27 protein-coding genes and 1 tRNA gene are annotated in these 25,654 nt (G+C 66.4%); 14 read left to right on the top strand and 14 right to left on the bottom strand.

Features of this window, described 5'->3' with window-relative positions; all coding sequences use genetic code 11:
- Window positions 1–67: 67 nt before the first annotated feature.
- From DIE22_RS13135 to DIE22_RS13110, 5 genes are all read left to right on the top strand, one after another.
- The gene (locus tag DIE22_RS13135) at window positions 68–469 is read left to right on the top strand and encodes a hypothetical protein (protein WP_124496806.1); all 402 of its coding nucleotides are present in this window, start codon (window positions 68–70) and stop codon (window positions 467–469) included.
- A 157-nt stretch (window positions 470–626) separates the two neighbouring features.
- The gene (locus tag DIE22_RS13130; protein WP_124496807.1) at window positions 627–920 is read left to right on the top strand and encodes a hypothetical protein; all 294 of its coding nucleotides are present in this window, start codon (window positions 627–629) and stop codon (window positions 918–920) included.
- A 227-nt stretch (window positions 921–1,147) separates the two neighbouring features.
- The gene (locus DIE22_RS13125) at window positions 1,148–1,639 is read left to right on the top strand and encodes an energy transducer TonB (protein ID WP_124496808.1); all 492 of its coding nucleotides are present in this window, start codon (window positions 1,148–1,150) and stop codon (window positions 1,637–1,639) included.
- A gap of 287 nt (window positions 1,640–1,926) precedes the next feature.
- Complete coding sequence (locus DIE22_RS13115) at window positions 1,927–3,237, top strand: MFS transporter (RefSeq protein WP_124496809.1); 1,311 nt, start codon at window positions 1,927–1,929, stop codon at window positions 3,235–3,237.
- A 105-nt stretch (window positions 3,238–3,342) separates the two neighbouring features.
- Window positions 3,343–3,522 (top strand): hypothetical protein, encoded by a 180-nt coding sequence (locus DIE22_RS13110; protein WP_124496810.1) that lies wholly within the window; start codon window positions 3,343–3,345, stop codon window positions 3,520–3,522.
- Window positions 3,523–3,578: 56 nt separating this feature from the next.
- Here the strand turns inward: DIE22_RS13110 and waaC are convergent, their stop codons facing one another.
- Window positions 3,579–4,577: a lipopolysaccharide heptosyltransferase I gene (gene waaC / locus DIE22_RS13105; protein ID WP_124496811.1), complete on the bottom strand. Its 999-nt coding sequence runs from the start codon at window positions 4,575–4,577 to the stop codon at window positions 3,579–3,581.
- 174 nt (window positions 4,578–4,751) lie between these two features.
- Here waaC and DIE22_RS13100 point away from each other — a divergent pair, with 174 nt between their 5' ends.
- Window positions 4,752–6,221: a chloride channel protein gene (locus tag DIE22_RS13100; RefSeq protein ID WP_124496812.1), complete on the top strand. Its 1,470-nt coding sequence runs from the start codon at window positions 4,752–4,754 to the stop codon at window positions 6,219–6,221.
- Between the two features lie 124 nt (window positions 6,222–6,345).
- Here the strand turns inward: DIE22_RS13100 and DIE22_RS13095 are convergent, their stop codons facing one another.
- From DIE22_RS13095 to DIE22_RS13075, 5 genes are all read right to left on the bottom strand, one after another.
- Window positions 6,346–6,747, bottom strand: a complete 402-nt coding sequence (locus DIE22_RS13095) for a YXWGXW repeat-containing protein (protein WP_124605251.1) — start codon at window positions 6,745–6,747, stop codon at window positions 6,346–6,348.
- 159 nt (window positions 6,748–6,906) lie between these two features.
- Window positions 6,907–7,161 (bottom strand): cell division topological specificity factor MinE, encoded by a 255-nt coding sequence (gene minE, locus DIE22_RS13090; protein WP_006486661.1) that lies wholly within the window; start codon window positions 7,159–7,161, stop codon window positions 6,907–6,909.
- 12 nt (window positions 7,162–7,173) lie between these two features.
- Window positions 7,174–7,989 (bottom strand): septum site-determining protein MinD, encoded by an 816-nt coding sequence (minD, locus tag DIE22_RS13085; RefSeq protein WP_124496814.1) that lies wholly within the window; start codon window positions 7,987–7,989, stop codon window positions 7,174–7,176.
- A 59-nt stretch (window positions 7,990–8,048) separates the two neighbouring features.
- Window positions 8,049–8,816 carry a septum site-determining protein MinC gene (minC, locus tag DIE22_RS13080; RefSeq protein WP_124605250.1) on the bottom strand — a complete coding sequence of 256 codons (768 nt, stop codon included), beginning with the start codon at window positions 8,814–8,816 and terminating at the stop codon, window positions 8,049–8,051.
- A gap of 166 nt (window positions 8,817–8,982) precedes the next feature.
- Window positions 8,983–9,636, bottom strand: coding sequence for a GNAT family N-acetyltransferase (locus DIE22_RS13075; RefSeq protein WP_260426661.1), 654 nt, complete (start codon window positions 9,634–9,636; stop codon window positions 8,983–8,985).
- Between the two features lie 528 nt (window positions 9,637–10,164).
- Between DIE22_RS13075 and DIE22_RS13070 the strand changes: the two genes are divergently transcribed.
- Window positions 10,165–11,325, top strand: coding sequence for an alkane 1-monooxygenase (locus DIE22_RS13070; RefSeq protein ID WP_124496816.1), 1,161 nt, complete (start codon window positions 10,165–10,167; stop codon window positions 11,323–11,325).
- A gap of 323 nt (window positions 11,326–11,648) precedes the next feature.
- Here DIE22_RS13070 and DIE22_RS13065 read toward each other — a convergent pair.
- Window positions 11,649–11,739, bottom strand: a tRNA-Ser gene (locus DIE22_RS13065).
- Window positions 11,740–11,865: 126 nt separating this feature from the next.
- Window positions 11,866–13,167, bottom strand: coding sequence for a serine--tRNA ligase (serS, locus tag DIE22_RS13060; RefSeq protein ID WP_124496817.1), 1,302 nt, complete (start codon window positions 13,165–13,167; stop codon window positions 11,866–11,868).
- Window positions 13,168–13,418: 251 nt separating this feature from the next.
- Between serS and DIE22_RS13055 the strand changes: the two genes are divergently transcribed.
- On the top strand, window positions 13,419–13,685 hold the full coding sequence (locus tag DIE22_RS13055; protein WP_124496818.1) for a DUF2164 domain-containing protein: 267 nt from the start codon (window positions 13,419–13,421) through the stop codon (window positions 13,683–13,685).
- Window positions 13,686–13,727: 42 nt separating this feature from the next.
- On the opposite strand, the gene DIE22_RS13050 is transcribed toward DIE22_RS13055, so the two are convergent.
- The 3 genes from DIE22_RS13050 to DIE22_RS13040 all read right to left on the bottom strand — a co-directional run bounded on the left by DIE22_RS13050 (window position 13,728) and on the right by DIE22_RS13040 (window position 18,243).
- Complete coding sequence (locus tag DIE22_RS13050; protein ID WP_124496819.1) at window positions 13,728–15,038, bottom strand: replication-associated recombination protein A; 1,311 nt, start codon at window positions 15,036–15,038, stop codon at window positions 13,728–13,730.
- 159 nt (window positions 15,039–15,197) lie between these two features.
- Entirely contained in the window at window positions 15,198–15,887 is a 690-nt protein-coding gene (lolA, locus tag DIE22_RS13045; protein WP_124496820.1) for an outer membrane lipoprotein chaperone LolA, read from the bottom strand.
- 46 nt (window positions 15,888–15,933) lie between these two features.
- Window positions 15,934–18,243: a DNA translocase FtsK gene (locus DIE22_RS13040; RefSeq protein ID WP_124496821.1), complete on the bottom strand. Its 2,310-nt coding sequence runs from the start codon at window positions 18,241–18,243 to the stop codon at window positions 15,934–15,936.
- A gap of 409 nt (window positions 18,244–18,652) precedes the next feature.
- On the opposite strand from DIE22_RS13040, the gene trxB reads away from it, so the two are divergent.
- From trxB to DIE22_RS13010, 6 genes are all read left to right on the top strand, one after another.
- Window positions 18,653–19,615 (top strand): thioredoxin-disulfide reductase, encoded by a 963-nt coding sequence (gene trxB, locus DIE22_RS13035; RefSeq protein WP_124496822.1) that lies wholly within the window; start codon window positions 18,653–18,655, stop codon window positions 19,613–19,615.
- Between the two features lie 136 nt (window positions 19,616–19,751).
- Window positions 19,752–20,531: a Smr/MutS family protein gene (locus DIE22_RS13030; protein WP_124496823.1), complete on the top strand. Its 780-nt coding sequence runs from the start codon at window positions 19,752–19,754 to the stop codon at window positions 20,529–20,531.
- Window positions 20,518–21,141 (top strand): trimeric intracellular cation channel family protein, encoded by a 624-nt coding sequence (locus tag DIE22_RS13025; protein ID WP_124496824.1) that lies wholly within the window; start codon window positions 20,518–20,520, stop codon window positions 21,139–21,141. Before DIE22_RS13030 ends, DIE22_RS13025 begins: the two co-directional genes overlap by 14 nt.
- A 167-nt stretch (window positions 21,142–21,308) precedes the next feature.
- On the top strand, window positions 21,309–21,878 hold the full coding sequence (locus DIE22_RS13020) for a hypothetical protein (RefSeq protein ID WP_124496825.1): 570 nt from the start codon (window positions 21,309–21,311) through the stop codon (window positions 21,876–21,878).
- A gap of 2 nt (window positions 21,879–21,880) precedes the next feature.
- Entirely contained in the window at window positions 21,881–22,276 is a 396-nt protein-coding gene (locus tag DIE22_RS13015; RefSeq protein ID WP_124496826.1) for a hypothetical protein, read from the top strand.
- A 13-nt stretch (window positions 22,277–22,289) separates the two neighbouring features.
- A complete protein-coding gene (locus DIE22_RS13010; protein ID WP_124605249.1) occupies window positions 22,290–22,490 on the top strand; it encodes a hypothetical protein in 201 nt (66 codons plus the stop codon).
- Between the two features lie 141 nt (window positions 22,491–22,631).
- On the opposite strand, the gene DIE22_RS13005 is transcribed toward DIE22_RS13010, so the two are convergent.
- The 3 genes from DIE22_RS13005 to DIE22_RS12995 form a co-directional block, all read right to left on the bottom strand.
- Complete coding sequence (locus DIE22_RS13005) at window positions 22,632–23,750, bottom strand: ABC transporter ATP-binding protein (RefSeq protein ID WP_124496828.1); 1,119 nt, start codon at window positions 23,748–23,750, stop codon at window positions 22,632–22,634.
- Window positions 23,751–23,862: 112 nt separating this feature from the next.
- Window positions 23,863–24,720, bottom strand: coding sequence for a carbohydrate ABC transporter permease (locus DIE22_RS13000; RefSeq protein WP_124496829.1), 858 nt, complete (start codon window positions 24,718–24,720; stop codon window positions 23,863–23,865).
- On the bottom strand, window positions 24,710–25,648 hold the full coding sequence (locus DIE22_RS12995) for a carbohydrate ABC transporter permease (protein ID WP_124496830.1): 939 nt from the start codon (window positions 25,646–25,648) through the stop codon (window positions 24,710–24,712). The genes DIE22_RS13000 and DIE22_RS12995 overlap by 11 nt, the downstream gene beginning before the upstream one ends.
- Window positions 25,649–25,654 lie beyond the last annotated feature (6 nt).

Raw genomic sequence — 25,654 nt, 5'->3', positions numbered from 1 at the left:
GCCGACGCGTCCCGCCGGATGCCGTTACAATCCGGCGCTCCGATTCGCGAAACGGGAAACCCACGTCATGAAGCCCTTCATCGCCTCGTCGCTCGTCGCCCTGCTGGCCGCCGTCAGCACGCACGCTGCGGCCGCCGATTCCGCGTCCGGCACCGACGCGCCAACGCCGTCGTGCGCGATCGCGTACGTGAAGGGCGTCGGCGGCTCGCCGCGCAGCCTGCGCGAATATCTCGCGAGCCCGACGCCGTACAACTACCTGAAGGAAAACGAGATCCAGTGCAAGGTGTCGGATGACGGGCGCGCGTCGAACTGCACCGGCGTGACGTATATCCGCAACGAGCAGGTCAGCGTGTACGACGATTCCGACCCGGCGACGCTGACGGTCGTCGCGCCGGTGGAACTCGAGCACGGCCAGAAGTATCCCGTGATCCTCGTCGTGCAGCGCAAGGACGCGCGCTGCACGCGGTAACGCGCGACAAGGCACGCTCGACGTTGCCGCGGGCGATACGGGGAAGCCTCCCGGCCCGGGCCGCCATCGCCTAGAATTCGATCAGCACGGCGACACGACCGCCGCCGCGACTCGATGCCGCCCGCGCCATCCATGCGTGCGGCACACGGAGACCGCCATGACCGAACTGTCGACAGCGACGGATCACGTCGATTACGAAGGCTTCGAGATCCATGTGGTGCCGGGCCTCGTCCCCGGTACCGACGCGCGCTACACCTATACCGGCTACGTATGCCATCCGGGCGCGAATCCCGCGCTGCCCGATCATGCCGTGCCATTCCACGCGGACGGCGAGGAAAGCTTCGCGAGCATCGACGAAGCGGTTCATGAAGCCGTGCACATCGGCAAGAGCATCATCGACGGCACGCATCCCGATCTGTCGGTTCTGTCGCTCGTGACACACGGCTACTGAGCGGGCCGGCCGCGCGGCCGCCGCCGCACGCGAATCGCTCATGCCGCATTTCAATTCGCATCGCGCGCCGCCCTGGGCTACGCTGCGCGTCGGCGCATGAATCGCATGCGCATACGTCGTGCCTGCCCTGGTCATCATCCGCAATCGCGCGTTATGCGTTTCTCCCGATAACGCATCGCGCCCGGGCGCCTATCATTTTTTTATAGTCACCCTCCGGTTCACCTCCCATGCCCCCTCTTCCCCGCCCGGGCGTCGACCGGCTGCGTATCGCCGCGCTGGTCGCCGCCTTGCTGCTTGCTGCCTGCACGATCACACCGCCCCCGTCGCTGCGCTCGGTCCTGACGATTCCGTCGGTCATCCGCAGCGCAAATCGCGACCAGTACCGCGTGGAAGTCGCGCAATGCGTCGCCGAGCACAATCCGTCCGGCGTATCGCACGGGACGCCGCAGGCGATGCTGCGTTCGCTCGTCGTTGTCGCGTTCACCGTCGATCGCACCGGCCGCCTCGTCAACGCATCCGTCTATCGCAGCAACGGCGACAGCGAAGCGGAAGCGCTCGCGCTCGCGTCGCTGCGCCGCTCGGCACCGCTGCCGCCACCGCCATCGAAGCTGCTCGACGGCAATGGTCGGGTCGAGATGATGGAAGGCTGGCTGTTCAACGATGACGGCCACTTCCAGTTGCAAAGCACCGCGTCGGCGCAGGCGCAATCGCTCGACTGACCTCGCGCCGCGTGCAATTGCCGCTACGTCGCGGCGCTGGCTATAATTTTCCGCAATCGCGCGGCCACCCTCCCGCGCATGCGTTCGCGCGCCGCACCCGGCATGCGACTACGCCGGCACCGGGCGGCGGCGACCTATCCGTCTCCATCGTCGACCGGCGGATGACGTCCGCGCCACGGCGCGCGTCCACCCCGCTGCTGCATCGTCCGCTCGGCTGCTCCCGGCAGGCGTCCGCCTGCCCGAGCACACGCTCAGCCGACCGCCCCAATGAAAAAACGGAGACATCCATGTCCGCATCTCCCCCGGCCGTTGCACACGCAACCGGTTCGGCCGGCGCCGTCAGCCACCGGCGCATCGTGTTCGCAAGCTTCATCGGCACCGCGATCGAGTTCTACGACTTCTACGTGTACGCGACCGCCGCGGCACTCGTCATCGGTCCCGTGTTCTTCCCGCACGGCTCCGCGACCGCACAGGCGCTGTCTGCATTCGTCACGTTCGGCATCGCCTTCATCGCACGGCCGATCGGTTCGTTCCTGTTCGGCCATTTCGGCGACCGCATCGGCCGCAAATCGACGCTCGTCGCATCGCTGCTGGTCATGGGCGTGTCCACCACCGCGATCGGTTTCGTGCCCGGCTACGACACGATCGGCGCGCTCGCGCCGGTGCTGCTGTGCGTGCTGCGCTTCGGCCAGGGGATCGGCCTCGGCGGCGAATGGGGCGGCGCGGCGCTGCTCGCGACCGAGCACGCGCCGCAAGGCAAGCGCGGCTGGTTCGGGATGTTCCCGCAACTTGGGCCGTCGGTCGGCTTTCTGATGTCGAACGGGCTGTTCTTCGCGCTCGCGCTGTCGCTGTCCGACGAACAGTTCCGCAGCTGGGGCTGGCGCATCCCGTTCCTCGTGAGCGCGGTGCTCGTCGCACTCGGCCTGTACGTGCGGCTGAAGATCACCGAGACGCCGGCGTTCCAGGCCGCGCTCGACCGCAACGAGCGCGTGCGCGTGCCGGTCGCGACGCTCGTCTCGCAACACTGGCGGCCGACGCTGCTCGGCGCGCTCGCGATGGTGGTCTGCTACACGCTGTTCTATATCTCGACGGTGTTCTCGCTGTCGTACGGCGTGTCGACGCTGCATATTCCACGCCAGGGTTTCCTCGGCCTGCTGTGCTTCGCGGTGGTGTTCATGGGGCTCGCGACGCCGCTTTCGGCGTGGGCCTCGGATCGCTTCGGCCGCAAGCCGGTGCTGGTCGTGGGCGCGATCGCCGCACTGCTGTCCGGCTTCGCGATGGAACCGCTGCTCGGCAGCGGTTCGATGCCGCTCGTCGCCTTGTTCCTGACGCTCGAGCTGTTCCTGATGGGCGTGACGTTCGCGCCGATGGGTGCGTTGCTGCCCGAGCTGTTCCCGACCAACGTCCGCTATACGGGCGCGGGCGTCGCGTACAACCTCGGCGGGATCCTCGGTGCGTCGATCGCGCCGTACATCGCTCAGTTGCTCGCCGCGCACGGCGGCCTGTCGTGGGTCGGCGGATACGTGTCGGTGGCGGCGGCGATCAGCCTGAGCGGCGTGCTGCTGATGCGCGAAACCCGCGACGCCTCGCTCGTCTGAGCCTGCGGGACGACCCGGGTTGTGCGACGAGGGGCGCTGCCTATGCTCGATCCCGGGTGCGCCGCCGCGCGCCCCCCGGGATCCGTCCCTGAAGGAGCCGCCGCGATGACCATCCTTCTCGACAACGCCGACCTCGTCCTGATCCTGGCGCTCGCGCCGGGCGGTGCTCTGCTGCTCGCGGCACGCTTTCGGCCGAAAACCTGGCGCGGTTTGCTGTTCGAGGCGCTGCTCGCCAACCTGGCAGCCATCGCCGCGGTGATCACGGTCGAAGCGCTGCTCGCCTGAACGCCCGGCCCCGCTTCCCCGGGGCCGGTTCACGTGAATAGCGGCTTGCGCAGACCCTAGGCCGTCAGCCGATCACGCAACGCGCCATAGACCGGGCCGACCGCATCGATCGCGTCGAGGGCCTGTTCAACCGACGGCGGCACGCCCGGCTCGCCGATCGACAGCGCATTCGGCGCGCCGCCGATGCCGCAATGGTGGCGCGACGTCGCGACGAAAATCATCACGGTCGGGCGCTTCAGGGCATGCGCCATGTGCACGAATCCTGTATCGACGCCCACCACGAGCGCGGCCCGGCCGATCGCCGCGCCCAGTTCCCGCACCGACATCGCCGGCAGCACGATCGCGCCCGGCGCGCGCGCGGCAATGTCCTGCGCATCGTCATGTTCGGCCGCCGATCCCCAAGGCAGCAGCACGCGCACGCCGCGCGCCATCATCTGCGTGGCCAGCGCGGCCCAGTGGTCGGCCGGCCATTGCTTGTCAGGATTGGAGGTCGCGTGAAACAGCAGCATGAACGGCGCACCGTCGGTCACGGCGGCCGGCAGTGTCACATCCTGCGGCGCGACGATCCCGTACGCGGCGATGCCTTCGGGGACATAGCCCAGCGCCTCGCCGGCGCTCACGCGCATGCCATGCCACGCGTCGCAGTCCGGCCTGGGGCCGAAGCGATGCGAGTATGCGAAACGGGCGCCCGTCTCGCCGAGATCCTGCGTCTGGTAGCCGACGCGGCGCGCGGCGCGCGCGAGTGCCGAGATGATCGCGCTCTTGTAGACGCCGTGCAGGTCGATGACGGCGTCGTAGCGGTGCGCGCGCAGCGCGCCGATCGACGCGGAAATCGCCTTCAGGTCGCCGCCGTTCCGGAGCTTCTTGAACCGCCGCAGTGGCGCGCAGAGCACCGCGCTCACACCCGGGTGCCAGCGCACCACCTCGGCGCACGACTCGTCCACGGCCCAATCGACCGTCACGCCCGGAAATGCACGATGGAGGTCCGCGACGACCGGCAGCGTCTGGACGACGTCGCCGAGCGACGTCACTTTCACGATAAGGATGCGTTTCACGTTTCCTGTGGGGAATGGCAGGCCATGCGTCATGCTAACGACGGTTGTCGTGCGCGCACATTACACCATCATTACATTTGCAACAAAGTGCATCGCTTTTGTGAAAGTTTGTCGAGCCCCCGGCGCATCCGGTTCTTTTTATAATGCGTTCTTTGCCCTCCCGGCCCGCTGCCGATGCAACGCCTCGCGCTTCCAGCCCTGTTTCCCGCCCTCACCCGCCGCTCGCTGCGGATCTGGCGCCAGTACGGCGTGTTCTGGCTCGGCGCGATTGCCGTGGGCCTCGCGGCCGTCCTGTATGCGCGGCTGATCGACTGGGGCTACGACACCTTCCGCACGATGCGCGACCACGCCGCGTGGCTGCCGCTGCTGCTCACGCCGTCGATCGCAGCGGCATCGGCGTGGGTCACGCGCCGCTTCTTCCGGGGCGCCGAGGGCAGCGGGATCCCGCAGGTCATCGCGACGCTGCATGCGAGCCCGGGCGCATTCGGCGCTCGGCTGCTGACGCTGCGCATCCTGTTCGGCAAGGTGCTGATCTCGTTCATGGGCATCCTCGGCGGCTTCACGATCGGCCGCGAAGGGCCGACCGTGCAGGTCGGCGCGGCGCTGATGTTCAACCTGCGGCGCTTCTACCCGCGCTCGAACGCGCAGATCGAACGGCAGCTCGTGCTCGCCGGCGCGGCGGCCGGCCTGTCGGCCGCGTTCAATACGCCGCTCGCCGGGATCGTGTTCGCGATCGAGGAACTGACCCGCAGCTTCTCCGCCCGTGCCAGCGGCGTGCTGATCACCGCGATCATTCTCGCGGGCGTGGTCGCACTCGGCCTGAACGGCAACTACACGTACTTCGGCACGATCGACGCCGGCCAGCATTTTCCGAAAATGCTCGCCGTCGCCGTGCTCGTCACCGCGATCGTGACCGGCATCGCGGGCGGCCTCTTCAGCTGGCTGCTGCTCAATACCGGGCGCTGGCTGCCCGCGCGCCTGCTCGGCCTGTATCGCGAGCGCCCGATCGCGTTCGCCGCGCTGTGCGGCTTCGTGATCGCCGTCGTCGGCCTCGTGTCGGGCGGCACGACGTTCGGCAGCGGCTATGCCGAGGCGCGCGGCCTGCTCGACGGCCATGAACAGCTGTCGGTGTTCTATCCGTTCCTGAAGATGGTGTCGATGGTCGCGTCGTACCTGCCGGGCATCCCGGGCGGGATCTTCGCGCCGTCGCTGTCGATCGGCGCCGGGTTCGGCAACCTGCTGCACATCGCGTTCGGCGACATGAGCCTGCCGATGCTGATCGCGCTCGCGATGGTCGGCTACCTCGCGGCGGTCACGCAGTCGCCGATCACGTCGTTCGTGATCGTGATGGAGATGATCAACGGCCATGCGCTCGTGATTTCGCTGATGGCGACCGCGCTGGTGTCGAGCCGCATGGCGCGCTTCTTCGCGCCGCCGCTCTACGAGACGCTCGCGCAGCGCTATCTCGCGCCGCCCGCCGCCGCTGCGGAAACTGCGGCTGCAGCCGCTGCGGCGCCGGCGGCTTCGACTGGCGTCACCGAGCCGCAGGATGCGGCTGCCGCACCCGCCGATCCGCTCGACACGCTGCGCGAGGAAGGCGACGGCGAGCGGCACGCGCAGGGCGGCCCGCGCGACGCCCAGTAGCTCAGTAGATCACCACCGGCGCCGGCCGATAGTAGACAGGCCGCGCCGGCACGACGATACAGCCGGCAAGCGTGATCGCGACGAGCGCGATGGCAATGGCGGTTCGTTTCATCGCACGCCTCCGTCAAGCCCAGTGGCCGCGGGTCCAGAACCAGTTCGGGCCGCGCTGATCCCAGTGGCCCGGCACCCAGTGCATGCCGATACGCTCGGTTTCCCAGTGGCCGCCGATCCAGACGTAGCGACCATGATCCCAGCGCCAGTGACCGCGCTCCCACGCATAGCCGACGCGTGCATCGGGCACGACCTCGTAGCGCACGGGCGGCGGCGCGTTCGGCGCGACGACGACGATTTCCTCGGCGGGCGCGGCCACCGGTTCGGCGACGACCATCCGGCCCGACTGCACCAGCACCGGCGCGCCGACGAGGATCTCGTCTGCGCGTGCGGCGAGCGGCGCGGCGACGGCTGACAGGCCCGCGGCGAACAGCGCGAGCGAGACGATACGACGTTGAACAATAGAGACAGCCATCACAACCTCCTGATTGACAATTGACGCGAGCGTCTTCGTTCAATGCGGGAGGTCGACCAACGGCCGACAGACACCGTGTTACGGCGAGCCCGAAAGTGCAACAGGGCGTAAGACGCGCACGGCGGCATGCGCCGCCGTGCGGAGGGACACCAGCAAAGGTCAGGCTTGCGGGATCTCGATCTTTACTTCGAGCACTTCGAGATCGTCCTGACGCTCGAGGCTCACGCGAATGTCATCGTTCGAAATATGGACGTACTTCGAGATGACCGCGACCAGCTCCTTCTGCAGCGCCGGCAGGTAATCGGCCGGCGGCCGGCCGCCGACCCGCTCGTGCGCGATGATGAGCTGCAGGCGCTCCTTCGCGACCGATGCGGACTTCTTCTTCTCGCCGAGGAGAAACGAAAGGATGGACATGGACGGCCTCCGTTACTTGCTGCCGAAGAGGCGCTGCAGCAGGCCCGGCTTCTGGTAATCGGTGAAGCGCAGCGGCTTGTCCTCGCCGAGGAAGCGGGCGACGACGTCCTTGTACGCTTCCGCGACGTCGGTGCCGTCGATATGCACGGCCGGCAGACCCTGGTTCGATGCGTGCAGCACGGCTTCCGATTCGGGCACCACGCCGATCAGCTTGATGCGCAGGATCTCGCTGATGTCCTCGAGCGACAGCATCTCGCCTTCGCTCACGCGCTTCGGGCTGTAACGCGTGATCAGCAGGTGTTCCTTGATCGGATCCTTGCCTTCGGACGCGCGCTTCGTCTTCGACGACAGGATGCCGAGGATGCGGTCCGAGTCGCGCACCGACGACACTTCCGGGTTCGTGACGATCAGCGCTTCGTCCGCGAAGTACATGGCGTGCAGCGCGCCCGCCTCGATACCGGCCGGCGAATCGCAGACGATGTATTCGAAGTCCATCGTGACCAGGTCGTTCAGCACCTTCTCGACGCCGTCACGCGTGAGCGCGTCCTTGTCGCGCGTCTGCGACGCCGGCAGGATGAACAGGTTCTCGCACTTCTTGTCCTTGATCAGCGCCTGGTTCAGGTTCGCTTCGCCCTGGATCACGTTGACGAGGTCATACACCACGCGACGCTCGCAGCCCATGATGAGATCGAGGTTGCGCAGGCCGACGTCGAAGTCGATCACGGCCGTCTTGTGGCCGCGCAGCGCGAGGCCGGACGCGAAGCTCGCGCTGGTCGTCGTCTTGCCCACGCCGCCCTTGCCCGAAGTCACCACGATGATTTTTGCCATTTACCCAATACCCTGTGTTCGTCAATGAGAGCCGATCGATCCGGAGCGTGCCGCGTGAATCACGTCAGGCGCAGCGGTTCGATCATCAGTTTTTCCTCTTCGAGCCGGATCTGTACCGATTTGCCCAGGATGTCGGCGGGCAACGGGTTCTCGGTCGTTCGATAGATACCCGCGATCGAAATCAGTTCCGGTTCGAGACACGTGCAGAAAATGCGCGCGTCGTGATTGCCGTGCACGCCCGCGAGTGCGCGGCCGCGCAACGGCGCGTAGATGTGGATGTTGCCTTCCGCGATGATCTCGGCGCCGTGACTGACCGGCGCAAGCACCACGAGGTCTCCTTTCGCGTAAATCTGCTGTCCCGAACGCAGCGGCCGGTCGATCACCAGCGTCTGGCCGCCCGCCGGAATCGGCGTCGGGGCAGGCTCCGGCGCCGGTTCGGCTGCTACGGCAGCGGCTGCAGCAACGGCAGCCGCCGGCTCCGCTTCGTCGGCCGGCTTCGCGGCCGACACGCGGCGATCGCGCGCCTCGAGCAACGGCAGGCCGGCTTCCCCCGCCCAGCCCTGCGCGGCCAGCGCGACGACGCCCACCGGGCGCATCCGCACGTCGTTCAGCATCTGGCGGATGTCGGCGAGCGCGACACGCTCGCCTTCCGCGAGGCGGCGGACGTCGATCGCAACGACATCATCGGCGAAAAACTCGGGAGTCGCTTCGAAGCGCTTGACCAGTTCGGTACGCAACGCATCGAGATCGGTCGTCTTCACGGTGAACAGCAACGTATCGACCGATCCGCTGCGCAGCTCGAAGAATGGCGATTTTTTAAGCGACATGGACACTCTGCAAAAAATTTTTGCGTATTTTACAGGCGTCCACGCGTGCGGCCATTATTTTTGGGGAACCGGGTGGCAACGGTCGCGGCGAGCGCGCAACCGGCAGGCGGGCAGCCGGACGGGCGGCGGGGCCTTCATCGCGCCGGGCGGCCCGCGCGTGCATGCGTCACGGCGTGTTGAAGTGCGACACGAACAACGACTTCATCGCGCCGGGCATCCGCACGATCGGCGCATGCTCGCCCGTGTTGCCGAAACCCGCGCGTTCGTAGAAACGGATCGCGTTGCGGTTCGCATCGGCGATCCATGCGTAGACGTCCTGCGCACCGCGTTCGGCCAGCCACGCGGTGGCCGTTTCGAGCAGCAGCACGCCGCCGCGCAGGTGGCGGACCGCGTGCGCGACCCACAGCTCGCTGACGAACGCGCGCCGTTCGGGCGTATTGTCGAAATACGCGCCGATCATGCCGGCCGGATGGCCTTCGGTGTACAGCAGGAAAGTCGTCGACTCGTCGGACACGGCACGCAGCGCGGCGATGGCCGCCGCCGCGTCGGAATCGACGTTCAGCAATTCGGCCTCCGGCGCTTCGCCGGGCGCGTAGGGCTCACGCAGCGATGCGGCGCGGAGTTCGCGATACACACCGCCCTGGTCGGCAGCGATACGACGAACGGTCAAGGTCGAACTCATGCAGGCACAGCCCCCTTCGGACAGCAAGCTAGTAGCTTCAACCGAAAGCGGGGCATGAGTCAAATCGTTATTTTCAAATGACAGCGCGGATCGAAAGGCAGCAGGTGCCGCGCACGTGCGGGTGTGCAGGTGCAGCATCGGCGCGGCGAGCGCAAAGACGCATGGCACGCAGAACCGCGACGTCGGACGCATCGCCCCGCTCGCCTTGTCATGCACGGCATTCATGCGGCGAAGGGCCGGCGTTACGTCGCCGCGGCCGTCATATCAGCACGCAAAAGAGCGGTGCCGCCGCGTGCCGTCACGCCATGCTTATTGCATTGCAACATTTGTTGCAGACCGTCCTCCCGTTGCGCGCGTGTCGCGTCACGCATTCATCTGACGAGAACGTCGGTCGCATGAACGTATCGTGCATCTGCCGGCCTGTTTCAATCCCCCCCTTTCCGGCCCTTCCCGACCCGCGTCATGCACGGCCCGCCGTTTGGAGCTTCACGCCTAGCACCAGAGTTTGGAAAGCGTGCGCGACGGTCGTATAACTGGCACAACCGGACCACCGATCCGGTGCCGCGTGCCGTGCCGCGGACCGACAACGATTCGAACGATGATGAACGCGTACACGGGGCCGCCGCGCCCGCAAGCGCAGGCGCCGGCCCCAATAGGAGGGAGACAATGGCAATGACCGACGAATCAGCCCCTGGCTGGTCGGATGGCAAACGTTATCTGTGGCTGCTCGGCGCGGTGACGATCACGCTGCCGATCCTCTCGGCCCAGCTCGCGCTGTCGACGGGTTTTCACGTGTTCTGGTGGTTCGGCCCGCTGTTCGCGTTCGGCGTGATTCCGGTCCTCGACACGCTGATCGGCGACGATCGCGACAATCCGCCCGAAGCCGTCGTCCCGCACCTCGAACGGGTGCGCTACTACCGCTACATCGTCTATCTCGCGACACTGGTCGAATACATCGCGTTCTTCATGTGCGCGTGGATCGTCGGCACGCATGCGCTCGCGTGGTACGACTACGCTGGCTTCGCGCTGTCGCTCGGTGCCGCGACGGGCATCTCGATCAACACCGCGCACGAACTCGGGCACAAGACCAACCGCTTCGAGCGCTGGCTCGCGAAAGTCACGCTCGCGCCGGTTGCGTACGGGCATTTCTTCGTCGAGCACAACCGCGGCCATCACGTGCGCGTCGCGACGGCCGAGGACCCGGCGAGCGCGCGCTACGGCGAATCGTTCTGGGCCTTCCTGCCGCGCACGGTGACGGGCAGCATCCGCTCGGCGTGGCGGCTCGAAACGACGCGTCTCGAGCGGCTCGGGCATTCGCCGTGGACCTGGCGCAACGAGGTGCTGCACGCGTGGGCGATGACCGCCGTCGTGTGGGGCATCGCGATCGCCATGGCCGGCAAGGTCGTGATCCCGTTCCTCGTGATCCAGGCCGTGTACGGTGCGTCGCTGCTCGAAGTCGTCAACTACGTCGAGCACTACGGGCTCGGCCGCCGCAAGCTGCCGAGCGGCCGCTACGAACGCTGCACGCCGCAGCATTCGTGGAACAGCAATCACGTCGTCACCAACCTGTTCCTGTACCAGTTGCAGCGGCACGCCGACCATCACGCGAACCCGACGCGCTCGTACCAGGCGCTGCGCCACTTCGACGACTCGCCGCAACTGCCGGCCGGCTATGCGACGATGATCCTGTTCGCCTATGTGCCGCCGCTCTGGTATCGCGTGATGAATCCGCGGGTCGTCGCGCACTACGGCGACAACATGGCGCAGTCGAACATCAAGCCATCGATCCGCGCGCGCGTGCTCGCGCGGTATCCGGCCGCGTCGTGATGCACGACAGCGCGCTCCCGGTCGGCGAGATCGTCGCAGCCGGCCGCGTCGACGTCACGCGTGAGGTCGACGCCCACCGTTAAACGGCGCGCGAAACGAAGGCTGAAGCGGGAAAGCGGCGGCGTGAATCCCGTGGGCGAGCGAGATGTTAGTGATGATCCGGCGACGATCAGAAGCGGGGCGCCGGCAAGCAAATGCCGGACGGAGCGCATGCCTGTGCTATCGGGCATCGGCATCGACGCAGCCCCGCCTTGCCACGTTCACCACAGCACGACCCAAACGAAAAACCCCGTGATCCTTCCGGATCACGGGGCTTCGTATTTTGGCGGAGAGGGTGGGATTCGAACCCACGGTACGGGGAAACCGTACGCCTGATTTCGAGTCAGGTACATTCGACCACTCTGCCACCTCTCCTTCCTGCTTCATTTCCCGGTTGGTCGTGTCCGGGAAAGAAAAGATTATAGAACGATCTCTTTGAACCTCACAAGCCCTTTTTTCAAATTTTTTGCGAGGCCTTCGAAAACCGATCGCGGAGCAATCTCACGACGCCTGTACAGGCGCTTCGATTCGCTCCATGCCGCCCATGTACGGACGCAGCGCCTCCGGCACCGTGACCGAACCGTCGGCATTCTGATAATTCTCGAGCACCGCGACGAGCGTGCGGCCGACCGCGAGGCCGGAGCCGTTCAGCGTATGCACGAGCTCCGGCTTGCCTTGCGCGTTGCGGAAACGCGCCTGCATCCGGCGCGCCTGGAACGCCTCGGTGTTCGAGCAGCTCGAGATCTCGCGATAGGTGTTCTGCGCGGGCAGCCACACTTCGAGGTCGAACGTCTTCGCGGCCGAGAAACCCATGTCGCCCGTGCACAGCGTGATCACGCGGTACGGCAGGCCGAGCTTCTGCAGGATCGCTTCAGCGTGGCCGACCATCTCGTCGAGCGCCGCGTACGATGCGTCGGGCGCGACGACCTGGACCATCTCGACCTTGTCGAACTGGTGCTGGCGGATCATCCCGCGCGTGTCGCGGCCGTAAGAGCCGGCTTCCGAGCGGAAGCACGGCGAATGCGCGGTCAGCTTGATCGGCAGCGCGGCGCCTTCGACGATCGACTCGCGCACGGTGTTCGTCAGCGAAATTTCGGACGTCGAGATCAGGTATTGCGTGATCGTGTTCTCGGCGCCGCCCTTCTCGACACGGAACATGTCGTCCGCGAACTTCGGCAGCTGGCCCGTGCCGTACAGGATCTCGGGGTTCACGATGTACGGCGTGTACGTCTCGCTGTAGCCGTGCTGCAGCGTGTGCGTGTCGATCATGAACTGCGCGAGCGCGCGATGCAGGCGTGCGATCGCGCCGCGCAGCATCGTGAAGCGTGCGCCGGCGAGCTTCGCGCCGGTTTCGAAATCGAGGCCGAGCGGCGTGCCGACATCGACGTGATCCTTCACCTCGAAGTCGAACTGGCGCGGCGTGCCCCAGCGGCGCACCTCGACGTTGTCGGCCTCGTCGTTGCCGACCGGCACGCTTTCGTGCGCGATGTTCGGCATGCCCAGCATCAGGTCTGACAGGCGCGCCTGGATCTCGCCGAGCGTCGCTTCCGACGCCTTCATCTCGTCACCGATCCCGCCGACTTCGGCCATCACGGCCGACGTGTCCTCGCCCTTCCCCTTCATCGCGCCGATCTGCTTCGACAGGCTGTTGCGGCGCGCCTGAAGCTCTTCGGTACGGGTCTGGATCGCGCGGCGTTCCGCTTCGAGTGCGGAAAACGCGGCGACGTCGAGGGTGTAGCCGCGATCGGCGAGGCGCTTCGCGACGCCGTCGAGGTCTTTGCGCAGCAACTGGATGTCGAGCATGGGAGGACTTGGAAAATCGTTGTGTAAGACGGGAATTCTAACGCACCGCGGGGCCGCCACGGCACTGGCCGGATGGACAGTGCCGCAAACGCGCGACGGGCGTGGCAGTATCGCATTGTCGGCCTGCGCGTCGGCACCCGGCGAGGCGCGCCGTGCGATGCCGCCGCGCCGCGCGCAACGGCCGCCCCGGCCGGGCGCAACGCGGCGGGCAACGCACCCGCCTTCGCATCACCATCACCCGAGGGAACCCGATGGCCATCGAACTGGACAAGGATGTCCGCGACCGCGCGATCGCGTCGCTGCAACGCTATTTCACAGAAAACATGGACGAGCCGATCGGCAACATCCAGGCCGGCGCGCTGCTGCACTTCTTCGTCGAGGAAATCGCGCCGGCGATCTACAACCTCGCGATCGCCGATGCGCAGGAGCGCCTGCACGCACGGGTCGCCGAACTCGACATCGAATGCCACGAGGAGCCGTTCGAATACTGGAAGAAGCAGCCGGGCCGCAGGCGCTGACGCGCTCCAGACGGCGCCGGCCACCCGGCCGCGCTTGGCCGGTCAGTCCTTCTTGCCGGCCTCGCGGTCGAGTTCGCGCAGCCACGCGAGCTTGTCGGCGATCTTCGATTCGAGCCCGCGCGGCACCGGCTTGTACCAGCGCGGCTCACGCATCCCCTCCGGCAGGTAGGTCTCGCCGGCTGCATAGGCGTTCGGCTCGTCGTGCGCGTAGCGATACGCATGACCGTAGCCGAGTTCCTTCATCAGCTTGGTCGGCGCATTGCGCAGATGCACGGGCACCTCGCGCGACTTGTCCTGCTTCACGAACGCCATTGCCTGGTTGAACGCGTTGTAGCCCGCGTTGCTCTTCGCCGCGCACGCGAGATAGATCACCGCCTGCCCGAGCGCCAGCTCGCCTTCGGGCGAGCCGAGCCGCTCGTAGGTCTCGGCCGCGTCGTTCGCGACCTGCAGCGCACGTGGATCGGCGAGACCGATGTCTTCCCACGCCATCCGCACGATCCGCCGCGCGAGATATTTCGGGTCCGCGCCGCCGTCGATCATCCGGCAGAACCAGTACAGCGCGCCGTCCGGGCTCGAACCGCGCACCGACTTGTGCAGCGCCGAGATCTGGTCGTAGAAATTGTCGCCGCCCTTGTCGAAGCGCCGCGCGTTCAGCGTCATCGCGCTGCTGACGAAATCGGCATCGATGGTCGTGACCCGGGCGGACGAGGCGGCCGTCTGCGCCTGCTCGAGCAGGTTCAGGAAGCGCCGCGCGTCGCCGTCCGCGTAACCGATGAGCGTATCGATCGCCTTGTCGTCGAACGCGAGGCCGTCGAGCGCGATTTCCTGCGCGCGCTTGAGCAGCTGACGCATCTCGTCGTCGTTCAGCGACTGCAGCACGTACACCTGCGCCCGCGACAGCAGCGCCGAATTGACTTCGAAGCTCGGGTTCTCGGTCGTCGCGCCGATGAAGGTCACGAGCCCCGACTCGACGAACGGCAGCAGCGCATCCTGCTGCCCCTTGTTGAAGCGGTGGATTTCGTCGACGAACAGGATCGTGTGGCGGCCGGTGCGGTTCAGCGTGTCCTTCGCCTGCTCCATCGACTCGCGGATGTCCTTCACGCCGCCGAGCACCGCGGACAGCGCGATGAACTCGCAGTCGAACGCGAGCGCGGTGAGGCGCGCGAGCGTCGTCTTGCCGACGCCGGGCGGCCCCCACAGGATCATCGAATGCGGCTTGCCGGATTCGAACGCGAGCCGCAGCGGCTTGCCTTCGCCCAGCAGGTGCGTCTGGCCGATCACCTCGGCGAGCGTCTTCGGCCGCAGCGCCTCGGCGAGCGGCCGGCGCGGCTCGACTTGAAACAGGTCGGACATGAACCCTCGCTCCCGATCAAACAATGGCGGCCGAACCGGCCGCCGGACCCGACATTATGACAGCCGCACGACTGCGCCGCCGCGCCCGGTGCCCGCCCGGAAACGACACGGGCCTGCCGTCGCCGGCAGGCCCGTGTCGGGAAAACGGTGCGGCGCCGGTCAGCCGTTGATCACGTCCGCGCCCTTCGGCACGACGAACTTGAACGTATCGCCCTTCAGCGGCGGGTTCGTCTGGATGTTCGTGAACGTGAGCAGCGTGACGTTGCCGAACACGTCGTGCAGCTCCATCGCGGCGAGCGTGCCATTGCGGAAGCCGATGCCGATCCGCTGGAATTGCGTGTCCTGCGCCTTCGGCAGCATCTCGAGCCACTCGATGCCGCCCTTCTCGCCGGCATCGCGCAGCGTGTAGTTCTTGTCGAGATCGTTGCTGCCGAACAGGATCGCGGCCGGGCTCGCGCCCAGCGCGCCGTTCAGCTTGCGCTCGGTGACCTGGTTCAGGTCGCGGTCGTACACGTAGAGCTTGTCGCCGTCGGCCTGCAGCACCTGCTGGTACGGTTTCTGGTACGTCCAGATGAACTTGCCCGGACGCGAGAACACGAACGTGCCGCTCGAATTGTCGTTCGGCTTCGGCGCGGCCTGCGCAGCGCTCGCGCCCTTGGCCGGGGCCTTGACGATCTGCTGCGTGAAGTCGCCTTTCGCCGAACGCACCTGCGACACGAAGGCCTTCAGTTGTTCGGTGCCGCCCGCGAACGCGTGCGTCGCCGCGAGCATCAGCGATGCGCCGGCGAACGCCGCGCCGAGCCAGCGCCGCGTCGAACGAAGGGAAGGAACGAACGAAAGTTGCTGCATGATGCGGTTTTCTCCCTGGGTGGCCGGCGCCGCGGGCGCCGCGGACTCATTCCGCGTCGCGCGCCGGCACAAGAATTTCGCGGTTGCCGCTCGACGACATCGCCGACACGAGCCCCGACTGTTCCATCTGTTCGAGCAGCCGCGCCGCGCGGTTATAGCCGATCCGCAGATGGCGCTGCACGAGCGAAATCGATGCGCGGCGATTCTTGATGACGATCTCGACTGCCTGGTCATACAGCGGATCAGACTCGCCGCCGCCTTCGCCGGTTCCCGCACCGGCCGAACCCTCGTCGCCGTCGGCGGTGCCGCCCTCGAGCAGCCCTTCGACGTAGTTCGGCTCGCCGTGCTCCTTGAGCTTCTCGACGACGCGATGCACTTCGTCGTCGGCGACGAACGCGCCGTGCACGCGCACGGGCAGCCCGGTGCCCGGCGGCAGGTACAGCATGTCGCCCATCCCGAGCAGCGATTCGGCGCCCATCTGGTCGAGAATCGTGCGCGAGTCGATCTTCGACGACACCTGGAACGCGATCCGCGTCGGCACGTTCGCCTTGATCAGGCCGGTGATCACGTCGACGGACGGGCGCTGCGTCGCGAGGATCAGGTGGATGCCGGCCGCACGCGCCTTCTGCGCGATCCGCGCGATCAGCTCCTCGACCTTCTTGCCGACGACCATCATCAGGTCGGCCAGTTCGTCGATCACGACGACGATGTTCGGCAGGCGGCCGAGCGGTTCGGGATCGTCCGGCGTCAGGCTGAACGGATTCGGAATCTTTTCCTCGCGTTTCGCCGCGTCGTCGATCTTGTTGTTGTAGCCGGCGAGGTTGCGCACGCCGAGCTTGCTCATCAGCTTGTAGCGGCGCTCCATCTCCGCGACCGTCCAGTTCAGCGCATGGCCGGCCTGGCGCATGTCGGTGACGACCGGGCACAGCAGGTGCGGAATGCCTTCGTAGACGCTCATTTCGAGCATCTTCGGATCGATCAGGATCAGGCGCACCTGCTCGGCGGTCGCCTTGTACAGCAGCGACAGGATCATCGCGTTGATCCCGACCGACTTGCCCGAACCGGTCGTGCCGGCGACCAGCAGGTGCGGCATCTTCGCGAGATCCGCGCACACCGGCTTGCCGCCGATGTCCTTGCCGAGGCTCAGGGTCAGCGCCGACGACGCCGCCGCATAGACCTCCGAGCCGATGATCTCGGACAGGTGCACCGTCTGGCGGCGCTGGTTCGGCAGCTCGAGCGCCATGTAGTTCTTGCCGGGGATCGTCTCGACCACGCGGATCGACACGAGCGACAGCGAACGCGCGAGATCCTTCGCGAGGTTGACGATCTGGCTGCCCTTCACGCCGGTGGCCGGCTCGATCTCGTAGCGCGTGACGACCGGGCCCGGATACGCGGCGACAACGCTCGCCTCGACGCCGAAGTCCTTCAGCTTCTTCTCGATCAGGCGCGACGTGAATTCGAGCGTATCGGCGGAAATCGCTTCCTGCGTCTTCGGCGCGGGATCGAGCAACGACACCGGCGGCAGCGTCGAATCGCCCGGCAGGTCGGTGAAGAGCGGCACCTGGCGCTCGCGCTCGACGCGCTCGGACTTCGCCGGCGTGACGACCGGCGGCACGATCGTCACGGGCTCGTGATCCTCGATGCGCACGCGCTCCTCCTCGACCTTGCCTTCGCGGCGCACGGCCGCGGCCTCGCCGAGCCTGCGGTCGCGCTCGGCCTCGCGGCGCAGCTTCGCGACGTTGACGGCGGACAGGATCGCGCCGCCGACGCGCTCGGCGACCGACAGCCACGAGAAGCGGAAGTACAGCGACAGGCCGATCGCGAGTGCGATCAGGAGCAGCAGCGTGCCGCCCGTGAAGCCGAACGCGTGCGACATCGCACCCGCCACGGCCTCGCCGATCACACCGCCCGGCGCACGCGGCAACTGCACCTTCAGCGACCACATCCGCAGCGCCTCGATGCCGTCGCACGCGAGCACGACGAGCACGAACGCGAGGATCTCGGTGAGCCAGCCGATCGGCCGCTCGGGTTCGTCGACGGCCGCCTCGTGACGCGTGATGCGCCGGTAGTTGACCGCGATGCGCCGCCCGAGCGGCACGATCAGCCAGTAGGCCGACAGGCCGAACAGCAGCAAGATGATGTCGGCCGTCCACGCGCCGACGCGGCCGGCCCAGTTCGAGATGTGGTCCACCTGCGCGGCGTGCGTCCAGCTCGGATCGCGCCGGCTGTAGCTCAACAGGGCCATCACCAGAAAAGCGCAGAGCGCGACCTGGAGAATCCAGCGGATCTCCGTGAGGAGCTTCGACATCCGGTGCGGCAACGCCTGTGCCTGGGCGGAATAAGGAGCTTTTGCCATGAATCCGTATAAAGAGGACGGGCCGCGCGCCCGCCTGTCGTTCGATCGCGCTTATTGTAAACGCTGCACCGGGGCGTCAAGTGTAAATGACGGTTACATAACAGGGCCGGGGTGCCTGGCGCGCACACCGCACATGCGACGCGTATCGCCGACAGGCGCGCGGCGCCCGGCTGCGGCAATGCGCCGCCACGGGCGGCGGCCGCCGTGCCTCGCCCGCCCTGCCCGCCCCGCCGCCGCGGGCCGGCCACCGGGGAACGCTATCGCCACGATTGAAACTCTCGTTCGGCAGCGCAGCAACGGGGCCTTTATAATGCGCGTCTGATACCCATCTATGACGGCATCCCGGTCAACCCGGATCGTCCGGCGAGCCTTACCCCGCCCGCCGCGGCCGCCTTTTACGGATTCGCACATGCCCACGCCCAAACACGCCAAAGTCCTGATTCTCGGTTCCGGCCCCGCCGGCTACACGGCTGCCGTCTACGCGGCACGCGCCAACCTGTCCCCGGTGCTGATCACCGGCATCGCGCAGGGCGGCCAGCTGATGACCACGACCGACGTCGAAAACTGGCCGGCGGACGCGAGGGGCGTGCAAGGCCCGGAACTGATGACGCGCTTCCAGGAGCACGCCGAGCGCTTCAACACCGAAATCGTATTCGACCACATCCACACCGCGAAGCTGCACGAACAGCCGATCCGGCTGATCGGCGATTCGGGCGAATACACGTGCGACTCGCTGATCATCGCGACCGGCGCGTCCGCGCAGTATCTCGGCCTGGCTTCCGAGGAAGCGTTCATGGGCAAGGGCGTGTCGGCCTGCGCGACCTGCGACGGCTTCTTCTATCGCAACCAGGAAGTCGCGGTGATCGGCGGCGGCAACACGGCCGTCGAGGAAGCGCTCTACCTGACGGGCATCGCGAAGAAGGTCACGGTGATCCACCGCCGCGACAAGTTCCGCGCCGAGCCGATCCTGATCGACCGCCTGCTCGAGAAGGAAAAGGAAGGCGTCGTCGACATCAAGTGGGATCACGTGCTCGACGAAGTGACGGGCGAGGAGTCGGGCGTCACGGGCCTGCGCATCAAGAACGTGAAGACCGGCGAGAAGCAGGACCTTAACGTGCAGGGCGTATTCGTCGCGATCGGCCACAAGCCGAACACCGACCTGTTCCAGGGCCAGCTCGAGATGAAGGACGGCTACATCCTGACGAAGAGCGGCCTGCACGGCAACGCGACGTCGACCAGCGTGCCGGGCGTGTTCGCCGCGGGCGACGTGCAGGACAACGTGTACCGCCAGGCGATCACGAGCGCCGGCACGGGCTGCATGGCCGCGCTCGACGCGCAGCGCTACCTCGAAAGCCTGCACGACAAGAAGTAAGCGTCAAGCCTTCGCGCGCCGGGCGCTACAATGGCGTCCGCTGCCGCGAAGCGGGCTTGACCGGAAAGCCGCTGCCGCCGCGCAGCGGCTTTTTTTGTGCCCGCGCGTCCGAACGCGCCTGCCCGGTTACCGAATCATGGCGAAGAACCAGCCCCATCCGAGCGATCCCGCGAAGCGGCAGATCGCCGCCCGTCCCGCGAACCCGGCGCCCGCCGCGCCGGCGCCCGCCCCCGATCCCGCCGTGTTGCGCGGCCAGGGGCTCGCGGGCCTCGGCGCGTTGCGCAAGTCGCTGCAAGGCGAAGCCGATCGCCGCGAACGCGAGCGCATCGAAACGGCCAAGGCCGAGCGCAAGGCGGAAGCCGACGCGAACCTGTTCCGCAACGAGATCGGCGCGATCCAGCCGCTCAATGCACCGCCGCGCGCGGCGGCCGGCCGCACGCCGCCCGACCCGGTGCCGAAGCAGACGCAGCGCGACGAGGAAGCCGTGCTGAACGCGACGCTGTCCGACGAATTCGATCCCGAAACGCTGCTCGACAGCGACGACTCGCTGTACTACCACCGCCCCGGCATCAGCCGCGACGTCGTGCGCAAGCTGCGCAGCGGCGCGTGGATCGTGCAGGCGCAGATCGACCTGCACGGGATGCGGCGCGACGAGGCGCGCGATGCGCTCGCCGAGTTCATCCGCGAAGCCGGCAAGAAGGGGCTGCGCTGCCTGCGCGTGATCCACGGCAAGGGACTCGGCTCGATCGGCAAGGAGCCCGTGCTGAAAGGCAAGGTGCGCGCGTGGCTCGTGCAGAAGGAAGAAGTGATCGCGTTCTGCGAGGCGCGCGGCCACGACGGCGGCGCGGGCGCGGTGCTGGTGCTGCTGCAGCCGGTCGCGGCACCCGGCGACCGGGGGCCGCGTGCCGCATCCTAGGCTGACGCTCGCGATCGCGATACTGGAAGCGATCGCCACGCTGGCCTTTGCGATCTCGGGCTTCATCGAGGCGCGCAAGAACCGCCTCGATTCGGTCGGCACGTTCGTCGTGGCGCTCGCCACCGCGTTCGGCGGCGGCACGCTGCGCGACATCCTGCTCGAGCGCCGGCCGTTCTACTGGGTCGTGCACGACGACTACGTGATCGCGATCTTCGTGCTCGCGCTGTTCGCGCCGTTCGTGCTGCGGATGCTGTCGCGGCTGTCGGCCGAGCGGCTGCTGCTGGTGGCCGATGCGATCGGGCTCGGCATCTTCAGCATCTCGGGCACCGCGATCGCGCTCGATGCCGAGATGCCGCGCTTCATCGCGGTGATGATGGGCGTGATCACCGGCGTGGTCGGCGGCATCATCCGCGACGTGCTGTGCAACGACATCCCGCTGATCCTGCGCGATTCGCGGCCGTACGCGACCTGCGCGTTCGTCGGCTGCTGGTTCTACCTGCTGCTCGCATGGCTGCAGTTCGACTCGGTGTACAGCGTGCTGCTCGCGACCGGCTTCATCCTCGTCGCGCGGCTCGCGACGTTCAAGTTCGACGTGCGGCTGCCGCACTGAATCCAGCCATCGCCTGAGCCACGAGAGGCCATTGAAAAGACCCTCGTCGCTGCATGACGGTGATGCGAAAACACGCGATCTGTCACGACACAGTTCTTTACACTTCGCTTTCACGATCGACCGTGCGGTGCTACGTTCCACGCGACAACGGAAACGAGTGGACTGGCATGACTATTTTTTACGCGGTAGTTGAAGACGATCCGCTGGACAGCGGCGGCTACGTAGTCGACGGCGGTGAGTGTGGAACGATCGTGGGTGACGACGGCAAACGCCGCAGAATCACGTTCGTCGGGCAACGCGCGTGGTGCAGCACTTGCGAGAGCACCGGAACAATTGAAGCCGCGCCTGGCGCGCCCAGCAAAATGCGACTCCACGACTTCACTTCCGCGGGAAGAGTTCAGGCCTTGAGCAACGATTGGGTCCGATGTTGCTGTGAGCGCCCTCCTCGCATCATTGCCCGATATGGTCGCCAATGGAAAATAGAAGCGTCGAATTGCGACATCGGCATGGAGTCCGTGCTCGTCACGACAGATGCGGCCACGGCAACGACTCAGCTGGCCTATAACGATCGCTACATTCTTCGGGGCGCCACGGGTGCCCCTCTGAGCGACGTCGCTTATGCACTGCAGCGAGACACCGGACCGTTTGAATACGGACGAACGGACGCGCATGGGCAAACGCACCTGCTCGCGTCCACTTCACGTGCCGAAAACATCACGATCTATCTCGCGGAATAACCATGCCCGAACGCGTCCACGTTTCTCCCGAAGGCAATCGATACATACGAATCGCGGCACGCAAGACCACGCCGACAGACGATGTGTCGCCGCAGCCTGTCACCGTCCGATTCAAGACATTCTGGAAAACGGTCCGCACATGGACCGACACCGACGTCGCCGAATACCAGATGGCGGTTCCGCAACTGGCAAGACAACTGCAGACGGAAACGTACTGGGACCGCAACGGCAGCACGCGCACGAACCGATTTACATGCGAGGACTTCGCGTTACGGTTGCTTGTACAGTTCGCCGCCCTGCGCGGGTTGCCGATCAAGTTGACGACCGGTGCCGAAGTGAAGGACTTTCTAAAGCAATTCCAGCTGTATCGCTGGAATTTCGCCGCATTCAATCAGTAATGCCGGGGCAAACATGCGCGCGTTCTTTTCGGTAATCGCGGATAGCGACCTGTTCGGCGCACTCGCGACCGTCTGTCTGGCCGTCGCAGTGGCCGGGTTGTTCTCTACCGTCCGCCGCTCGAGGTTTTATTTTCCGGCCATCTTCGCGTGCCTTCTGTTCATGCCGATCATGCACGCGATCGGTTCGTACTTCTTGTCACTGCCGAATCCGTGATTACCTCCCTCGGCTATCACGAGGTGCGCGGGCGCGGCACCTGCTCGAACAAATCCGCTACCTCAATGAATCGCGGCAATCGACGGCATCCGGATCGCACGATGATCCGGACGCGCCTTCGATGCCCTGATTCCGCTTGCCTCAAGCGATCCGCTCTTCCGAGGCCGGATCGAACAGCACCGCCTTCGACACGTCGAACAGCAGCGACAGCGTCTGGTCGGGCTGCGGGTTCGCGGCCGGATGCACGCGGCTCACGATCCGCTTGCCGTTGACCTGCGCGAACACGTGCGTGTCGGGGCCGGTCGGCTCGGTCACGTCGACGCGCACGTCGAACGGCTGCAGGTGCGACGCGTCGCCGTTGTGCGCGTGGCGCACGTCGGTGATGCGTTCCGGACGCAGGCCGAGGATCACCTCGCGGCCGACGTGCGACTTCAGCTTGCCCGCATCGAACGGCAGGTTCAGCGCGCCGCGCTTGACGCCCGTGTCGATCTCGAGCGCGATCCCGCTGCCCTGCTCGACCAGCCGGCCGTTGATGAAGTTCATCGGCGGCGCGCCGATGAAGCCCGCGACGAACAGGTTCGACGGCGAATCGTAGATTTCCTGCGGCGCGCCGAACTGCTGGACCACGCCGTCCTTCATCACCGCGATCCGGTCGCCGAGCGTCATCGCCTCGATCTGGTCGTGCGTCACGTAGACGATCGTCGTGCCGAGGCGCTGGTGCAGCAGCTTGATTTCCGCGCGCATCTCGATGCGCAGCTTCGCGTCGAGGTTCGACAGCGGCTCGTCGAACAGGAACAGCGACGGATCGCGCGCCAGTGCGCGGCCCATCGCGACACGCTGACGCTGGCCGCCCGACAGCTGGCCCGGCTTGCGGTCGAGCAGATGCTGGATCTGCAGCATCGCCGACACGCGCTCGACGATCTGCTGCTGCTCGCTCTTCGGCACCTTGCGGATGTTCAGGCCGAACGAGATGTTCTCGCGCACCGTCATCGACGGATACAGCGCGTACGACTGGAACACCATCGCGATGTCGCGATCCTTCGGCGACAGGTCGTTGACGACCTTGCCGTCGATGCAGATCTCGCCGCTCGTGACCGTCTCGAGGCCGGCGATCATGTTGAGCAGCGTCGACTTCCCGCAGCCCGACCCGCCGACCAGGATCAGGAACTGTCCGTCCTCGATCTCGATGTCGACACCCTTCAGGACCGGCACCCCGTTCGGGTAGGTCTTGTACACGTCACGGATGGAAAGGCTTGCCATGCTGTGAATCCTCTGTCTCGTCTCGCGCGGCGCACGCAGGCGCCGCGTCGGGTTCGTTTCGATGCGCCGCGCGTCGTGCGCGGCCGGTTCGTCGTATCGGATGAAGCCGCGCTTACCCCTTCACCGCGCCCGCCGTCAGCCCGCGCACGAAGTAGCGGCCGGCGACCACGTAGACGAGCAGCGTCGGCAGCGCGGCGATGATCGCGCCGGCCATGTCGACGTTGTATTCCTTCACGCCCGTCGACGTGTTGACGAGGTTGTTCAGCGCGACCGTGATCGGCATCGAGTCGACGCCGGAGAACACGATCCCGAACAGGAAGTCGTTCCAGATCTGCGTGAATTGCCAGATCAGGCACACCATGAAGATCGGCAGCGACACGGGCAGCAGGATCTTCGTGAAGATCGTGAAGAAACCCGCGCCGTCGATGCGCGCGGCCTTCACGAGCTCGGCCGGCACGCTCACGTAGAAGTTGCGGAAGAACATCGTCGTGAACGCGATCCCGTACACGACGTGCACGAACACCAGGCCCGGAATCGTGTTCGCGAGGCCGAGCATCCCCTGCAGGCGCGCCATCGGCAGCAGGATCACCTGGAACGGGATGAAGCAGCCGACCAGCATCATCGTGAACAGCGCATCCGCGCCGCGAAAGCGCCAGTGCGTGAGCACGTAGCCGTTGAACGCGCCGATCAGCGACGAGATCAGCACGGCCGGAATCACCATCTGCAACGAGTTCAGGAAGAACGGCTTCATTCCGTCGCAGCGCACGCCGGTACACGCGCCGCTCCACGCCTTCACCCACGGATCGAGGGTCCAGTGCGCCGGCGGCGTCAGCAGGTTGCCGGTGCGCAGCTGGTCGAGGTCCTTGAACGACGTCGACAGCATCACGTAGATCGGGAACAGGAAATACAGCGCGAACAGGATCAGCGCCGCATAGATCACTGCCCGGCTGATCGTCATCTTAGGCTGCATTGCGGGTGCTCCTCGATTCCATATACATCAGCGGCACCAGCACGGCGACCACGGTCGCGAGCATCATCACCGACGACGCCGCGCCGAGCCCGAGCTGGCCGCGGTTGAACGAAAACGTGTACATGAACATGGCCGGCAGCGACGACGACGTGCCGGGGCCGCCCGCCGTCAGCGCGACGACCAGGTCGAAGGTCTTGATCGTGATGTGGCAGAGGATCAGCAGCACCGAGAAGAACACCGGGCGCATGCTCGGGATCACGATCTTGCGGTAGATGGTCGGCAGCGTCGCGCCGTCGACCTGCGCGGCCTTGAAGATCTCGGCATCGACGCCGCGCAATCCGGCGAGGAACAGTGCCATCACGAAGCCGGTCGACTGCCACACGGCGGCGATCACGATACAGAAGATCGCCTTGTCCGGATCGTCGAGCCAGCCGAACGAGAAACTCGTCCAGCCCCAGTCGTGCATCACCTTCTCCAGGCCGAGGCCCGGGTTCAGGATCCACTGCCACGCGGTGCCCGTGACGATGAACGACAACGCCATCGGATACAGGAAGATCGCGCGCAGCGCGCCTTCGTTGCGGATCCGCTGGTCGAGCAGGATCGCGAGGAACAGCCCGAGCGCGACGCAGAGCGCGATGAACGGAATCCCGAACCAGCCGAGGTTCGCGGCGGAGGTCCACCACACGTCGTTCTGGAACAGGTCCGCGTAACGGCCGAAGCCGTCGAATTCATAGTTCGGCAACAGCCGCGAATTGGTCAGCGACAGATAGCCGGTAATCAGGATGAAGCCGTAGATGAACACCACGGCGATCGCGAGGCTCGGCGCGAGCACGAGCTTCGGAATCCAGCGATCGGCGAAGGCCGACATCGGCGACGTGCGCCGTGCGGCGGCAGCGCCGGATCCGTTTCCGCTAAGAGGGGCAGCCACTTGATT

Source organism: Burkholderia sp. Bp9142 (assembly GCF_003853415.1).
Classification (GTDB): domain Bacteria; phylum Pseudomonadota; class Gammaproteobacteria; order Burkholderiales; family Burkholderiaceae; genus Burkholderia.
Note: the sequence above shows the minus strand (reverse complement) of the source record. Positions and strands in the feature narration are given on the sequence as shown.